Genomic DNA, 15,957 nt, shown 5'->3' with positions numbered 1-15,957 from the left:
AAGAAAGGCAAGGAAAGCCATGACCGAAACAGCATTCGAACGCGGCAACCGCCTGGCCGCAGCCAATCTGCAAGCGCAAGCCATTGCCGCCTTCAGCGAATGTCTGCAGCACAATCCGCAAGACTGGCAGGCATTGTTCAACCGGGGCACTGCCCAGATGCGTCTGAAGCAATACCCGCAGGCGCTGGATGACTACCTGGCAGCCGCAGCGCTCAATCCCGCCTCCAGCAATATCAAATGCAATCTGGCGGTGTTGTTGAAAGAGCTGGGCGAGCTGGCGCTAGCCGAAAACCTGTTACGGGAGGTGTTGCAGGCAGAACCGCAGCATGCCGAAGCCTGGAGCAATCTGGGCGTGGTCATGCAATACGCCCTGCGTTATGACGACGCGGTGATCTGCCACCAGAATGCCCTGCAACTGGCGGGCAACAGCGGCGGACGGCTTAACAATCTGGGCAATGCCCTCACCTGTGCATTACGCCTGGACGAAGCGGTCGATGCCTATCGCCAGGGGCTGGACTTACAGCCAGATGATGCCTATCTGGCCTTCAACCTCTCCGTCGCGTTACTGCTGCAAGGCCGCTATCGGGAAGCATGGCCGCTTTACGAACAGCGCTGGCGCACCATCATGCAGCCCCGTTATCGCGAGCGCGCCTGGCAAGGCCAGGATCTGGGGCAACAGCATTTATTGGTTTGGGCAGAACAAGGCCTGGGCGACACCTTGCAGATGGTGCGTTTTCTGCCCAGCCTGCAACAGCGCTACCCTGCTGCGCGCATCACCCTGGCCTGCCAGACTGCCTGCCTGCGGCTGTTCCGCCAGTTGGACGGCATCACGCTGACGCCACTGGAAGACGCACCGCCCGCGCATGACTGGCAATTGCCACTGATGTCCCTGCCGCTGCAGTTGGATATCACGCTGGATACGCTGTCCAATCTGCCGTATCTGCAGGCCGATCCGGCGCTCTTGGCAGCATGGGACAAGCTGTTGCCACCACGCCAGCCGGGCCGGTTACGCGTGGGCATTGTGTGGGAAACCGGTAGCTGGGGGGTGGGCATCGCCGATCATGGCCGCCAGAACAAATCCATCCCGCTCGCCACTTTCCTGCCCTTGCTGGACAATCAGCAAGCGGATTTTGTCTCGTTACAGCTCGGGACACTGCCTGCCGAACTGCAGGGCCGGGTATTTGCGCCGCAAATCAGCGATTTTGCCGATACCGCAGCCATCATTGATCAGCTGGATCTCATCATCAGCGTCGATACCTCGGTGGTGCACCTCGCCGGTGCCCTTGGCAAACCGGTGTGGGTGATGATGCGTGCGGAAAGCGCCCCCTTTTTCATGGCACAGGGTGAAACCTCCCCCTGGTATGCCAGTATGCACATCTGGCGGCAGTCCTCGCCCGGCGACTGGTCGCCCTTGATTGTCAGCGTGGCAAAAACGCTGCGGCAATTGCCACGAGATTAAGTTGTTGTTTGGAGCGGCACGCAAGTCAGGATAGAATGCGCGCCAGTCAGAAATATTTTCAATTGAAGACTTTTTTACGACGATGAAAAAAATCAGCAAGGCGGTATTCCCCGTTGCCGGACTTGGCACCCGTTTTTTGCCGGCCACCAAGGCCAGCCCGAAAGAAATGCTGCCCGTTGTGGACAAGCCACTCATCCAGTACGCGGTGGAAGAAGCTATTGCAGCTGGCATCACCGAGCTGATCTTCATCACCGGCCGTAACAAGCGCTCCATCGAAGACCATTTCGACAAGGCCTATGAGCTGGAAACCGAGCTGGAGAACAAAAACAAGCAGAAGCTGCTGGATACCGTACGCGGCATCATCCCGCCATCGGTCAGCTGCATTTACATCCGCCAGACCGAAGCACTGGGACTGGGCCATGCCGTGCTATGCGCCCGCCCCGTGGTAGGAGATGAACCGTTTGCGGTCATTCTGGCGGACGACCTGATTGCCGGAGAACCCGGCGCAATGGAGCAGATGGTCAGCCTGTTCGATACCACGCACAGCTCCATTCTGGGCGTGGAAACCGTGGCACGGGAAGAAACCGGCTCCTACGGCATTGTTGAAGTCAGCGGCGATCCCCATGGACAGCAACGCGTGGTCAGCATTGTGGAAAAACCGCACCCAGATGTGGCTCCGTCCAATCTGGCGGTGGTTGGCCGCTATATTCTGACGCCGCGCATCTTTGACAAGCTGCTGAATACGACCCCGGGTGCTGGTGGCGAGATCCAGCTGACCGACGGCATTGCCGCCTTGCTGAAGGAAGAAGCAGTACTGGCTCTCCCCTTCAAAGGAATCCGCTACGACTGCGGTTCCAAGCTGGGCTATCTTAAAGCAACGGTCAGCTACGGCCTGAAGCACCATGAAGTAGCCAAAGAATTTTCAGCTTACCTGCAACAACTGCAGGACTGATCCCGATATTTTCCATCACGCCGCTCCAGCGACGGAGCGGCGTTTGCATTTTCCTGAGGAGTCAACATGCCCAACATTGCCGAAGCTCGCGGACTGATCAATAGCTCGGACATTCTGTTCACTGCAGAACAGGTGAGCGCTGCCGTCGACCGTATGGCCGTGGAAATCACCGAAAAACTGGGGGAAACCTATCCGCTGGTACTGTCCGTAATGGGTGGTGCCGTGGTGTTTACCGGCCAGTTGCTACCGCGCCTGAATTTTCCGCTGGACTTCGACTACGTGCATGTTTCCCGCTATGGCGACAAGACCCATGGCGGCGAACTGGTATGGAAGCAAGCCCCGAAGGAAGATGTACAAGACCGCGTGGTACTGGTACTGGATGATATCCTGGATGAAGGCCACACCATGGCCGCTATTCGCGACAAGGTAATGGGCATGGGTGCCAAGGAGTTCTACAGCGGCGTGTTTGCCAACAAGCTGATCCCCAAGGAAAAGCCGATTGCTGCCGACTTTGTCGGCCTGGACGTACCCGACCGTTACGTATTCGGTTATGGCATGGACGTACGTGGTGCCTGGCGCAATCTGCCGGCAATTCACGCCCTGAAATAAGCCACCCGGCAATATCATAGAAAAAACCGCACGCAGCCATCTGCGTGCGGTTTTTTCATGCCGCCACATCAGGCAACCCGGGCTTGCAATATCGGCGGCAGAATGTTTTTTACCCACTGCCGTTGCTGGTCATAAGCATGCGCCAATTGCAGTACCGCCATATCTGCGCGAGGTCGCCCCACCAGCTGCATGCCCATCGGCAAGCCATTACGGCCCAAGCCGACCGGAACATTCATGACCGGCAGACCAGCCATGGTCGGCCCGATTACCACCTCCATCCAGCGGTGATAACTGCTCATCGCCCGACCAGCCACCATATGCGGCCAGTGTTGCTCCAGCGCAAAGGGATAAACCTGGGCACTGGGCAATATCAGGAAGTCATACTCCTCGAACATGCGTAAAACCGCACGGTACCAGTCACTACGTATGCGGGACGCGCGATAAACATCCAGTGCACTCAGTTGCAGGCCCCCTTCGATCTCCCACAACAATTCAGGCTTTAACTGACTACGGCGTGACGCATCATGGTAATCGGCATGCAGGCTGCCCGCCATCAGCCAGTGGCGATGTACTTCCCAGCTTTCCCACAACAAAGAGGGATCAAAATCGATGCTAGCCGCTTCAAGCTGGCAACCAAGCGCCCTGATGTCTTGCAATGCCAGCTCGCACTGCTCCAGTATGCCGTCTTCCATTGGCAGGTAGCCGTTCCAGTCCGCCAGCCAAGCCACGCGGCAGGTGCTGAAATCCTGCTCCAGAGCCTGATCCAGATCACGCAGGCCACTGGCCAGCGGAACCCGCAGATCTGGACCTGCCTGTGTTTTCAGCAGTGCCAGGATATCTGGGATATTTCGCCCCATCGGCCCTTCGGTGGCCAACTGCTGCAAGAAGAGCTCGGGCGTTGGTCCCAAAGGAATCCCCCCCCAACTGGGACGGAAGCCAAACACATTGTTGAATGCAGCTGGATTACGCAGCGAACCCATCATGTCACTGCCATCAGCAACAGGAAGCAGCCGCAGTGCCAGTGCTACCGCAGCACCGCCACTGCTGCCTCCGGCACAGCGATCCGGCGCATAGGCATTGCCGGTTGCACCAAAAACCGCATTATACGTATGCGAGCCAGCACCGAATTCCGGTGTATTGCTCTTGCCGATAATGATTGCCCCGGCGTTACGCATGCGCCCCACCATGATGCTGTCCGATGCAGGAATATGATTCTGGTACAAACGCGAGCCCATGGTGGTGGCGATGTCCCGCGTTGCAGACAGATCCTTGATCGCTTGCGGCATGCCATGCATCCAGCCACGCGACAGGCCCTGAGCCAGCTCCAGATCACAACAGGCAGCCTGCTGCAGCAGCAGCTCGGCAGGCTGCAGGGATACCAGGGCATTGACAGAGGGATTAACGGTATCGATGTGAACAAGATAGGCACGCATCACTTCAAGGCAGGAATAATTCCGCCGATGGATGGCATGCGACAGTTCAAGTGCATCCATGGCGACAATTGGGTGAAGCGCAGCGCTACTAGCCAGCATGTTGACTCCCGAGAAGAAAATGAAAACTGTTGCCCGTGTTTACCGTCCGGTGACGCATGAGAAACATTGCCGGCTGCGGGTGGCTCAATTGCTGTAACAAAGCGGGTATGGCCGGCTGGTAGTCCACCTCGGATCAGTGTGGGTTCTGACTCAGTGGGATACCCTGCTCGTCGGTAGCCGCAACATGACCGCGCGGCAGGAAATAACAGGCGATGACACCCAAGGCAGTGGAAAGTAACAAATAGTAGACCGGCGCAATCGGTGAGCCGGTGGCATCAATCAGCCAAGTAACAATGAAGGGGGCAAAGCCGCCAAATATCATGACCGCCAGGTTGTAACCAATAGACACACCCGTTGAACGTACTTTGGCTGGAAACAACTCCGATACCGCCGTCGGCGCCGGGCCAAAACTCAAGCCCAGCATGGTGCAGAACAGCAGCTGTACCACGAGCAATCTTTCCATACTGGGGGCTGCCGCCAGCCAGGAAAAACCGGGGTATGCCAGCAGCAACAGGCCAAGATAGGGCCATAGCAACAGCGGGCGGCGACCGATGCGGTCGGACCAAGCCCCTGATATGGGAATCAGCAAGGTCATCCACCCCACGGCCAGCATTTGCATGACAAAAGCCTGATCCAACGGCAAACCGAACTGGCGATGCACATAGCCCGGCATGTTCACCAACAGGATATAAAATGCAGCCGTTCCCGGAATGGTTAGCCCGATGGTCAGCAGGATATGACGATGATTCTGCTGCAACTGCCCACCCAGTCCAGCAGCATCAGCGGGGGAGGCTTCCACAAACGCTTCGGTTTCATCCATATAGCGCCGGATCCACAAACCAACCGGCGCAATCAGCAGGCCGACCAGAAATGGCAGCCGCCAGCCCCAGGCTTCAAGCTGCCCCTGATCCAGGTTATGGGTAATCAGAGCCCCCATGCCGACACCACCGAGAATGGCCAGCATCTGGCCCACCAGTTGCCAGGACCCATACAACCCACGTTGATTGGCTGGTGCCGTTTCCACCAGAAAGGCAGTTGCGCTGGCGTATTCACCACCGGTGGCAAAGCCCTGCAGCAATCTGGCCGTCACGATCAGTAATGGTGCGGCAATACCGATGGATGCATACGGCGGCGCACAGGCAATCAGCAGCGACACCAGCGCCATGATGGTCATGATCAGTTGCATGGCCGCCTTGCGGCCCTTGCGATCTGCGTAAATGCCCAGCAACACCCCACCGACGGGCCGCATGAAGAAACCCACGCCAAAGGAGGCCGTCGCCATCAGCAGGGAGATGAACTTATTCCCATCTGCCGGGAAAAACAGCTTGGAAATGATCTCGGTCATGAAGCCGTAGACGATGAAGTCGTACCACTCCAGGGTATTGCCGATAACGGCGGCAATGATCTGCCGTTTGCGAGAAACCGGTTTGTGCGCGCGATTCACCTTGCCACCTCATGCCAGCTGGTTGGACTGCCGATCCTGACCGGCCAACTGCCGGAACGTGAAATCGGACGAAACAGTCCTGCAAGGTAGAGAGGGGATGGGCAGTATGCTACTGACCTATCGACTGATGTGGCAGCGAACAGCCATGTCCCTGATGTGCAAATACCGACATCACGGCTGACAAGCCCATGATAGAAAACAAAAACCGGGGAGATGATCGCTTACGGAAAAATGGGGAAGGGGTGACGGCAGTGCCGACAGACACCGGCAGCAAGAACAGGAGTCATCAGGCCGCCCGAAGACAGCCACGGCCCCACACCGGATGGCATGGGGCCAGATACTACATCAACCGTTGCGCGAGGCGTGCTTGCGCTTTTCCTTTTCGCTCATCATGGCTTCGCGCGCGGCGGCTTTCTGGGCTGCCAGTTCTTTGGCGCGTTTTTCCCACACCACCCATTCCTGCGGACGTTCCAGGGTGATGCGGCCGGTATTGCCATCGCGAAAATCGGTGAGCACGATTTCAGCCGCTTTTTGAATATTGACGCGACCGCCGCCCAGCATGGCACCACGCTTGCGGCCAATCATTTCCAGCACCTGCCAGTCCTGCAGGCCGTCAACCTCATCCAGCTTGTAGCGTGCGGTCAGTTCCGGCACATAGTGCTGCAGCAGATATTTGAGCAGTTCCAGCGAGACTTCTTCCTCGTCCATGGCATTGCGGCCAACGGCACCGCTGGCGGCCAGATTATAGCCACCCTCCTCCACTTCGATCTTGGGCCACAGCATGCCGGGCGTATCGTAGAGCTCAACATCATCGTCCAGGATGATGCGCTGCTCGTTCTTGGTTACCCCAGGCATATTGCCGGTCTTGGCAATCTTGCGGCTGCTCATGCTGTTGATCAGCGTGGACTTGCCCACATTGGGAATACCGCAAATCAGTACCCGCAGCGGCTTATCCAGCCCGCCACGGTTGGGCGCCAGTTCGCGGCAGGCTGCCACCAGCTTTTGCGACGGCGCGCGCTCACCGGCATCCAGGCCGATGGCCTGGGTCTGCTTTTTGGCGCGATACCATTCCAGCCACTGGCTGGTGATGGCGGGGTCGGCCAGGTCTTGCTTGTTGAGGATCATCAGGCGCGGCTTGCCCTTGGCCATGCGCGCCAGCATCGGATTGGCGCTGGACGCCGGCAAGCGTGCATCCAGCATTTCGATGACCACATCGATGTCTTTCAGGCGCTCCATCACATCTTTGCGCGCCTTGTTCATGTGGCCGGGAAACCATTGAATTGCCATGCTTTAACGCTTTCTTAACGGGTCCAGTAAATAACTCAGTCCATTGTGGTCAATCTCCTGCATCAATTGCAGCAGACGACCGATCTCCCCCTTGGGGAAACCCTCCCGGGCAAACCAATTGAGATAATTGCCCGGCAAATCACAAATCAGCACGCCCTGGTGTTTGCCAAAGGGCATTACGGTTGTCACCAGACGCTGCAGATCTTCTTGTTGCATGCTTTCACACCGGACTGAAGGTTGCGCATTGTGCCAAAGGCGGCCATTTTACGCCACAGCCTTGTTTTGTCGGACTTTTATTGTGCGACCGCCTGATTTGACCTACGACAAGTGCCGTTGTCATTTTTCTGTCAGAAACAAGGGAGGACAGGCTAGCATGATGGCCATTCGTCACGGGCTTCCGGTCTGTACAGACCAAGGCCGCAATACGAAGTCAGTTTTGTGATAGCGACGTAGGTTCTTTGGCGCACAAACCGTGTCAGCACACGGTGCTCATGGATGCAGGCTTTGGCCTGCCTTCGCGCTCAAGGCCTCTTTGGGCAGCCGGCTCTGGTTGCCCTTCTTTTTTTACCGGCTAGATCGGCAAGGGCTTGCCATCATTCAGGGCCAGCACGCCGCGCAACACCCGGTACAGACACCACAGCCAAGTGAGACCGAGAATGGCGAAGCCGACCAGTATCCATAGCAGGGCATAGCCCAGTACGGTACCCAGCAGACAGAACCAGAAGGTGCGGATCTGCCAGTTGAAATGACTCTCGTACAAGGTAGCTCGGCAGTCGTCTCGCTTGAGGTAATTGATGATGACCGCCACCACCATGGGCAAGCCGGTAAACAGGCTGATGCCCTGCAATACATAAACCAGCAGGGTGAGGTTGTTCAGCCTGCGTTCATCGTCACGGGTCAAGATGTCCATGCCTTCCTTTCAGTTGCTGGCCGGTGCCTGCATTTTTTGCCACAGGGGCTGCAAGCGGTCGCGGCACTGCTGGGCCGCCAGGCGCGATGCCATGAACAGCGACTGCATGCCATGCGCCACGCCCACCATGCCGCTTGTGCGCTGACGACTCCAGCCCTGCAATATTCCCGCGCTGCGCTGCGGTGCCGTCAACAATACCGGGGCAGCGGCAGGCAATGGCAGGCGCAGTTGCTCGGACAGCATCCGCAGGCGGCGATTTGCTTCGTCCAGCACGCTCAGTTCCGGCAGCGTAATGGCGACGTGACTTAATTCCAGCACGGCGATGCGGGCGGCCAGCCAGTCGGTTTCATCGGCAAATCGGCTGGGAGAGCACGCTGCCTTGCTGCGCAACGAGGCCAGCAGCATAGCAAAGGCCCGGATATCGGGAAGCAAGGACTCCAGCACCGGGGTGGCGGCAGCCTGGTCATGCTGTTGCAGGTAGCGATACAGGCTGTCCGTCTGCGGCGCAACGGTGTTGGCCAGTGCCTCACCATCGGTCAACAGGGTTACGGACCATACGACACCGTCCAGTGCCAAATTGGCACTTTCTCGGGCGATCTGCCTTGCATCACTGACTTCATTCATGACCTGGATCTCCAGTCTGGTTGCCTGGGTGGGTCCGGCGCCTGATTTGTCTGGAAATAACAAATGCCGCCGGATTGACCGCGGCGGCATTGTTCGGGATTCTGTGTTTTCTTAGTACTTTTTCCTAGTCCAGAAACACCCCTTGGAGCCGCCGTGGTATGCGGTACCAATAAAAATAGGTGCTAAAGACTGCGGAGAAGGTATTCATGTCGACCATCCTGCCAACAAGGACAGCATGCTGTCAAGGCAGAAACCTGCAAATCATTGCATTGCACAAAAAAACCCGGCCAAGGCCGGGTTTTTGCAACAGTCTGACCATATCGCCAGTTCTGCTTACATATTGGGATAGTTGGGACCGCCGCCGCCTTCCGGCGTGCACCAGTTGATGTTCTGGCTGGGGTCCTTGATATCACAGGTTTTGCAGTGCACACAGTTCTGTGCGTTGATCTGCAGGCGCGGGCTGCCTTCTTCCTGGCCGACAATTTCATACACACCAGCCGGGCAGTAGCGCTGCTCCGGTGCATCGTATTTGGCCAGATTGAGGCTGATCGGCACGCTGGCATCTTTCAGCTTCAGGTGCGGCGGCTGGTCTTCGCTGTGATTGGTGTTGGAGATGAACACCGAAGACAGGCGGTCGAAGGTCAGCACCCCGTCCGGCTTGGGATAGTCGATGCGGGTGCATTCGCTGGCCGGGCGCAGTGCTTCGTGGTCGGCATGCTTGTGACGCAGCGTCCACGGGGCTTTGCCACGGAACAGGAAGGTGTCGATGGCCGAGTAAATCATCGCTGGCCACAGGCCCCAACGGAAGGACGGGCGGATATTGCGCACCTGGTGCAGTTCTTCATGCAACCAGCTTTGCTTGAAGCTGGCTGAATAGCCAACGGCTTCCTGGCCCTGCGCTTCCGGATTGGCCTGCAACAGCGCAAACACGGCATCCGCTGCCAGGATGGCGGACTTCATCGCAGTGTGGGTGCCCTTGATCTTGGGCACATTGAGGAAGCCAGCAGTATCCCCCACCAGCAAGCCACCCGGGAAGGTGAGCTTGGGCAGGCTCTGAATGCCGCCTTCGGACAGCGCACGTGCGCCATAGCTCAGACGACGGCCACCCTCGAACACACCCTTGATGGCCGGGTGAGTCTTGAAGCGCTGGAATTCCTCGAACGGCGACAGATAGGGGTTGGTGTAATCCAGACCAATCACATAGCCCACCACCACCTGGTTGTCTTCCAGGTGATACATGAAGGAGCCGCCATAAGTGGCGGTATCCACCGGCCAGCCCACGGTGTGGGTGATGGTGCCGGGCTTGTGGTTTTCCGGCTTCACTTCCCACAGCTCCTTGATGCCGATGCCGTAAGTTTGCGGGTCGGCACCGTCACGCAGCTGGAAGCGCTCGAACAGCATCTTGGTGAGCGAGCCGCGACAGCCTTCGGCAAAGATAGTCTGTTTTGCCCACAACTCCATGCCGGGTTCGCCCGGCTCATCGCCGTTCTTGCCGGTGCCCATGGCACCAGTGGCCACGCCCTTGACCGAGCCGTCGGCATGGTAAAGCACTTCGGCGGCGGCAAAACCGGGGTAGATTTCCACGCCCAGCGCTTCGGCCTGCTCGCCCAGCCAGCGGCAGAAATTGCCCAGGCTGACAATGTAATTGCCGTGATTGTGCATCTGCGGCGGAGTCGGCAGCTGGATGGACTCGGTTTCCGTCAGGTAGAGGAAACGGTCGGACAGCGCCGGGGTATTCAGCGGTGCGCCCTTTTCTTTCCAGTCGGGAATCAGCTCTGCCAGCGCGCCGGTTTCGATCACGGCACCAGACAGGATATGCGCACCGATTTCCGAGCCTTTCTCCAGCAGACAGACACTGATTTCCTGGCCGTTCTGTTCGGCCACTTGCTTCAGGCGAATCGCGGCAGACAGCCCGGCAGGGCCGCCGCCGACGATTACTACGTCGTATTCCATATAATCGCGTTGCACCACATCTCCTTTGCGCCCGGTGGGCTGTCCTTATTGGCTGGCAGTCATCATGCAATGAAGCGGCCTCGCTCGTCAAAATCAAACAAGCGTTTAAACGGTGCCTTGCTCACGCAGTGTGGCAATCCTGGCAGCGTCGTAGCCCAGCGCGCGCAGTACGTCGTCGGTATGTTCACCCAGTTTGGGAGGGGCCTGATTGTACTCGACTGGCGTGCCGGAAAGTTTGATCGGACACCCTACCAGCGGCACATTTTGCCCTACGCTGTCCTGCATGTGTATTTCCATGCCGCGATGGCGAATCTGCGGATCGTTGAACGCCTCGTCTACTGTGTTGATCGGGCCACACGGCACACCCGCCTCATCCAGCCGTTTCAGCCATTGTTCACGGGTATTGCCCATGAAGGCCTCTGCCAGTAGCGGCACCACGCTGTCGCGGTGCTTTACCCGCTGCGGATTGCTGGCAAAGCGTTCGTCATCCGCCAGTGCTGGCAGGCCGATCACCTGGCATACCGCACGGAATTGCTTGTCGTTGCCGCAAGCCAAAATAAAGTGGCCATCGGCGCAGGCGAATACTTGATACGGCACGATGTTGGCGTGGGCATTGCCCAGCCGTGGCGGCACTTGCTGACCGATCAACCAATTCATATTGATATTGGCCAGGGACGCCAGTGCGCAATCAAACAGTGCCATATCGATGTACTGGCCCTTGCCGCTGCTGTTGCGCGCAATGATGGCGGCCAGAATGGCATTGCTGGCATAGATGCCGGTAAACAGGTCGGTCACCGCCACGCCCACCTTGTGCGGCTCACCATCGGCCGGGCCGGTAATGCTCATCAGGCCGGACATGCCTTGCACGATGTAGTCATAGCCCGGCAGTTCGGCATAAGGGCCATCCTGACCAAAGCCGGTGATGGAGCAATACACCAGCCGTGGGTTGAGCTGGCTGAGGCTGTCGTAGTCCAGCCCGTATTTTTTCAGCCCGCCCACCTTGTAGTTTTCAATCACCACGTCGGCATCGCGCGCCAGCGCACGGACGATTTCCTGGCCTTCCGGCTTGGTGATATCCACCGTCACCGAGCGCTTGCCACGGTTGGCGCACAAAAAATAGGCCGCCGTGCCATCCGCCAGGCTGGGCGGTGCCCATTGACGGGTGTCGTCGCCAGCACCGGGGCGCTCCACCTTGAGCACTTCGGCACCCAGATCGGCCAGCAACTGGCCCGCCCACGGCCCGGCCAGTACCCGGGAAAGATCCAGAACCTTGATGCCTGCAAGTGCGCCCGCCATGGTGTTCTCCTGATTGATTCGTTAGTGGCCGTGTGATGGCCGGATGGACAGTGCAATGCCGCCGCGCAAGCAGCCACATGACGCTGTGCACCAAAAAAAGGGCCCGGTAAGCACCGGGCCTCGCAAGGACAGACAGGAACCAACAACAGGGGCAGGTGGAGCCACACCCCCGCTGTGCTATCAGGCAAATGCCTGAATACCGGTCTGGGCGCGGCCCAGAATCAGGGCATGCACATCGTGCGTGCCTTCATAAGTGTTGACGGCTTCCAGGTTCATCACGTGGCGGATGACATGGAATTCGTCGGCGATGCCGTTACCACCGTGCATATCGCGGGCGATACGGGCGATGTCCAGCGACTTGCCGCAGTTGTTGCGTTTGATCAGCGAAATCATTTCCGGCGCAGCCTTGCCCTCGTCCAGCAGGCGGCCCACACGGATGGCAGCCTGCAGTCCCAGGGCGATTTCGGTTTGCATATTGGCCAGTTTCAGCTGGATCAGCTGGGTGGCGGCCAGCGGGCGGCCAAACTGCTTGCGGTCCAGCGTGTATTGGCGCGCGGCGTGCCAGCAGAACTCGGCAGCACCCATCGCACCCCAGGCAATACCGAAACGGGCCTTGTTCAGGCAGCCGAACGGGCCTTTCAAGCCCTTCACACCCGGCAGGATGGCATCTTCCGGCACCAGCACTTCGTCCATGACGATTTCGCCGGTAATGGAAGCACGCAGGCTGAACTTGCCGTGAATCTTGGGTGCGGACAGGCCTTTCATGCCCTTTTCCAGCACGAAGCCACGGATCTCACCTTCGTCATCCTTGGCCCACACCACAAACACATCGGCTACCGGGCTATTGGTAATCCACATTTTGCTGCCGGACAGCACATAGCCGCCGTCTACCTTGCGGGCACGGGTTTTCATGCCGGCGGGGTCGGAACCGGCATCTGGTTCGGTCAGGCCGAAACAGCCTACCCATTCGCCGGTGGCCAGCTTGGGCAGGTATTTGTCTTTCTGTGCTTCGGAACCGTAGGCCCAGATCGGGTGCATCACCAGGCTGGACTGCACGCTCATGGCAGAGCGGTAGCCGGAATCGACACGCTCGACTTCACGTGCCACCAGGCCGTAAGCCACATGGCTAAGACCGGCACAGCCGTAGCCGTCGATGGTGCAGCCCAGCAGGCCCAGTTCGCCCATCTCGCTCATGATTTCGCGGTCGAAGCGTTCTTCACGATTAGCCGTCAGCACGCGCGGCATCAGGCGATCCTGGCAATAAGCTTCTGCAGTCTGCTGCACCAGACGTTCTTCTTCGGTCAGCTGATCGGCCAGCAGGAAGGGATCTTCCCAGGCAAAGGGTGCGCGGCTGTTGGATGCGGCCATCGAGAGTTCTCCTTGAGTGTTCTTGTTCCGCATTGCGGAATTTCGTTTTACATTGCAGAATAGACTAACAACTCCAAATTCGGCTGTAAAGCGTTTTGTTTGATCCTGACCGCAAGCAGGCTATGCTTGCCGCACTCGCCGCAACGCCAGGCTGAAAAATCCAGACCATCACGATAGAAATGAGGAAAGTAATGCAGGAAGAGGATGACAAGGATCGGCTATTCGTCACCGCGCTGGCGCGTGGCTTGCAAGTATTGGCCGCTTTCCGGCCAGGCGAATCGGCGCTGTCCAATCTGGAAATCGCCAAGCGCACCGGCCTGCCCAAGTCCACCGTATCACGCCTGACCTACACCCTGACCAAGCTGGGGCATCTGTCACAGGATGAACACAGCGGCTTTTACCGGCTGGGTGTGGCCTTGCTGGCACTGGGTTCGGTGGTGCTGGCCAGTTACGACATCCGCCAGGTAGCCGGGCCGTTGATGCGCGAATTTGCCCTGGAAAACAATGTGTCGATCAGCCTGGCCATGCGCGACGGCACGGACATGGTGTATCTGGAAACCTGTCGCAGTCAGTCGCGCGTCAGCGTGCAGCTGACCGTGGGTTCACGTGTGCCGATTGCCACCACCGCCATTGGCCGCGCCTTTTATGCCGGCCTGCCCGACAATGTGCGCCAGCAACTGGATGGCGAACTGGCCACACGCTATGGCGAACGCTGGCCGGAACTGCAGCAACGGCTGCAACAGGCGATGGAGGAATACCAGCGCTGTGGCTACTCGGCATCGTTTGGCGAATACGAACCGGACGTGATGGCCGTTGGCGTACACCTGCCCTCCCCCACACCGGGCCAGCCGCCGATGAGCCTGAACGCCAGCGGCCCGGCCTTTGCCTTCAGTGCCGAGGTAATGCAACAACAAGTAGCCCCGGCGCTGATTGGCTTGCGTCAGCGCATCGTGCCAGTGGCCTGATCTGCTGCGCAAGATGGCAAAAAGCCGCCAGATGGCGGCTTTTTTGTATCTGCTTGCGTGATCAGGCGCTCTGGATATAGTGCACTAGTTGGTTGATCACCTGCTCTTGCTCCTGAATGGTGGCATGCACCAGATCGCCAATCGACAGCATGCCGAGCACCGTTTTGCCTTCCAGCACGGGCAGGTGGCGGATGTGTTTTTCGGTCATCAGCGCCATGCACTGGTCGGAATTCTGCTCGGGCGTCACATACACCACCTTGCTGGTCATGATGTCGTGAATGCGGGTTCCGGCCGAAGTGCGTCCCTGTAATACGATGCGGCGGGCATAATCGCGTTCGGAAAAAATCCCCACCACTTCCCCAGCACTCATGACCAGAACCGCACCGATATCATGCTCGGCCATCACCTGCAGCGCCTGAAATACGGTACTTTCCGGCGTTACCGTAACCAGCACGCGCCCTGACTTTTGCTCCAGCAACTGTCTGACTGTCTGCATTGCACCCTCCTTGTCGGCCAAGAGAACCTGAAACAATCTGTTTCAATACTATAGAACAAGATTGATCAGCAAAATGGATGACAGCATCCCCCACGACAGACAAGAAAAAGGCCGGCGGGCACAAAGCCCCCGGCCTGTCAGAGTAACGGTGTCGGCTCAGCCGGCACGAATCATGGTGCCAACACCATCGTCGGTCATGATTTCCAGCAGCAGTGCGTGCGGTACGCGGCCATCGATGATGTGCACGGTGTTCACGCCGCTGCGGGCGGCATCCAGTGCCGAGCTGATTTTGGGCAGCATGCCGCCGTGGATGGTGCCATCGGCAAACAGGCTATCCACCTGCTCGGCGGTCAGCCCGGTCAGCAGCTTGCCTTCCTTGTCCAGCACGCCGGGGGTATTGGTCATCAGGATCAGTTTTTCCGCGTTCAGGGTTTCCGCCAGCTTGCCGGCCACCAGATCGGCATTGATGTTGTAGGCCTCACCCTTGCTGCCCACGCCAATGGGGGCAACCACCGGAATGAAATCCTGGCGATCCAGCAAAGACACCAGCGCCGGGTCGATGCTGGAGATTTCGCCAACCTGGCCAATGTCGATCTTGTCTTCACTCTCATCGCTGAGGAACATTTTTTCCGCGCGGATAAAGTGGCCATCCTTGCCGGTCAGGCCAACCGCCTTGCCGCCATGGGTGTTGATCAGCGACACGATTTCCTTGTTGACCAGGCCTCCGAGCACCATTTCCACCACGTCCATGGTTTCCTGGTCGGTCACGCGCATGCCCTGCACGAACTTGCCTTCCTTGCCGACACGCTCCAGCAGCTCATTAATCTGCGGGCCACCGCCATGCACCACCACCGGATTGATGCCTACCAGCTTGAGCAACACGATGTCCTTGGCAAAGCCTTCTTTCAGCGCATCGTCGGTCATGGCATTGCCACCGTACTTGATCACGATGGTCTTGCCGGAAAAACGGCGGATATACGGCAGGGCCTCGGCGAGAACCAACGCTTTTTCAGCGGCATTTACAGACACAACGATCTCCTTCTGCTGGGTAGGGGCCGGAAG

The 15,957-nt window shown here is 58.4% G+C and carries 15 protein-coding genes; 4 read left to right on the top strand and 11 right to left on the bottom strand.

The features are described 5' to 3' along the window. Nucleotides 1–19 precede the first annotated feature (19 nt). The 3 genes from ACODR9_RS20085 (at nucleotide 20) to ACODR9_RS20075 (ending at nucleotide 3,020) form a co-directional block, all read left to right on the top strand. A complete protein-coding gene (locus ACODR9_RS20085) occupies nucleotides 20–1,459 on the top strand; it encodes a tetratricopeptide repeat protein (RefSeq protein ID WP_488811680.1) in 1,440 nt (479 codons plus the stop codon). An 82-nt stretch (nucleotides 1,460–1,541) separates the two neighbouring features. Beyond that, nucleotides 1,542–2,411, top strand: coding sequence for a UTP--glucose-1-phosphate uridylyltransferase GalU (gene galU / locus ACODR9_RS20080; protein WP_488811678.1), 870 nt, complete (start codon nucleotides 1,542–1,544; stop codon nucleotides 2,409–2,411). A 66-nt stretch (nucleotides 2,412–2,477) separates the two neighbouring features. Then, nucleotides 2,478–3,020, top strand: coding sequence for a hypoxanthine-guanine phosphoribosyltransferase (locus tag ACODR9_RS20075; RefSeq protein WP_159879712.1), 543 nt, complete (start codon nucleotides 2,478–2,480; stop codon nucleotides 3,018–3,020). Nucleotides 3,021–3,088: 68 nt separating this feature from the next. Here ACODR9_RS20075 and ACODR9_RS20070 read toward each other — a convergent pair whose 3' ends face one another. From ACODR9_RS20070 to ACODR9_RS20030, 9 genes are all read right to left on the bottom strand, one after another. Next, nucleotides 3,089–4,552, bottom strand: a complete 1,464-nt coding sequence (locus ACODR9_RS20070; RefSeq protein ID WP_488811677.1) for an amidase — start codon at nucleotides 4,550–4,552, stop codon at nucleotides 3,089–3,091. A 133-nt stretch (nucleotides 4,553–4,685) separates the two neighbouring features. Further along, a complete protein-coding gene (locus ACODR9_RS20065; RefSeq protein ID WP_488811675.1) occupies nucleotides 4,686–5,996 on the bottom strand; it encodes an MFS transporter in 1,311 nt (436 codons plus the stop codon). 345 nt (nucleotides 5,997–6,341) lie between these two features. After that, the gene (gene ylqF, locus ACODR9_RS20060; protein ID WP_488811673.1) at nucleotides 6,342–7,283 is read right to left on the bottom strand and encodes a ribosome biogenesis GTPase YlqF; all 942 of its coding nucleotides are present in this window, start codon (nucleotides 7,281–7,283) and stop codon (nucleotides 6,342–6,344) included. Between the two features lie 3 nt (nucleotides 7,284–7,286). Continuing rightward, nucleotides 7,287–7,499: a DUF3820 family protein gene (locus ACODR9_RS20055; protein WP_488811671.1), complete on the bottom strand. Its 213-nt coding sequence runs from the start codon at nucleotides 7,497–7,499 to the stop codon at nucleotides 7,287–7,289. 355 nt (nucleotides 7,500–7,854) lie between these two features. Beyond that, a complete protein-coding gene (locus ACODR9_RS20050; protein WP_488811669.1) occupies nucleotides 7,855–8,193 on the bottom strand; it encodes a DUF4870 family protein in 339 nt (112 codons plus the stop codon). Nucleotides 8,194–8,202: 9 nt separating this feature from the next. After that, the gene (locus ACODR9_RS20045; protein ID WP_488811667.1) at nucleotides 8,203–8,817 is read right to left on the bottom strand and encodes a hypothetical protein; all 615 of its coding nucleotides are present in this window, start codon (nucleotides 8,815–8,817) and stop codon (nucleotides 8,203–8,205) included. A gap of 333 nt (nucleotides 8,818–9,150) precedes the next feature. Then, nucleotides 9,151–10,770: an electron transfer flavoprotein-ubiquinone oxidoreductase gene (locus ACODR9_RS20040; protein WP_488811752.1), complete on the bottom strand. Its 1,620-nt coding sequence runs from the start codon at nucleotides 10,768–10,770 to the stop codon at nucleotides 9,151–9,153. 105 nt (nucleotides 10,771–10,875) lie between these two features. Next, entirely contained in the window at nucleotides 10,876–12,066 is a 1,191-nt protein-coding gene (locus ACODR9_RS20035) for a CaiB/BaiF CoA transferase family protein (protein ID WP_488811665.1), read from the bottom strand. Between the two features lie 180 nt (nucleotides 12,067–12,246). After that, nucleotides 12,247–13,434, bottom strand: coding sequence for an acyl-CoA dehydrogenase (locus ACODR9_RS20030; RefSeq protein WP_103522807.1), 1,188 nt, complete (start codon nucleotides 13,432–13,434; stop codon nucleotides 12,247–12,249). Between the two features lie 191 nt (nucleotides 13,435–13,625). On the opposite strand from ACODR9_RS20030, the gene ACODR9_RS20025 reads away from it, so the two are divergent. Next, entirely contained in the window at nucleotides 13,626–14,399 is a 774-nt protein-coding gene (locus ACODR9_RS20025; RefSeq protein ID WP_488811663.1) for an IclR family transcriptional regulator, read from the top strand. A gap of 61 nt (nucleotides 14,400–14,460) precedes the next feature. Here ACODR9_RS20025 and ACODR9_RS20020 read toward each other — a convergent pair whose 3' ends face one another. Both ACODR9_RS20020 and argB read right to left on the bottom strand, forming a co-directional pair. Then, entirely contained in the window at nucleotides 14,461–14,895 is a 435-nt protein-coding gene (locus ACODR9_RS20020) for a CBS domain-containing protein (RefSeq protein WP_488811662.1), read from the bottom strand. 156 nt (nucleotides 14,896–15,051) lie between these two features. Then, nucleotides 15,052–15,924, bottom strand: coding sequence for an acetylglutamate kinase (gene argB, locus ACODR9_RS20015; RefSeq protein ID WP_488811660.1), 873 nt, complete (start codon nucleotides 15,922–15,924; stop codon nucleotides 15,052–15,054). Nucleotides 15,925–15,957 lie beyond the last annotated feature (33 nt).

The sequence above is a fragment of the Aquitalea sp. FG25 genome, assembly GCF_057809375.1.
Note: the sequence above shows the minus strand (reverse complement) of the source record. Positions and strands in the feature narration are given on the sequence as shown.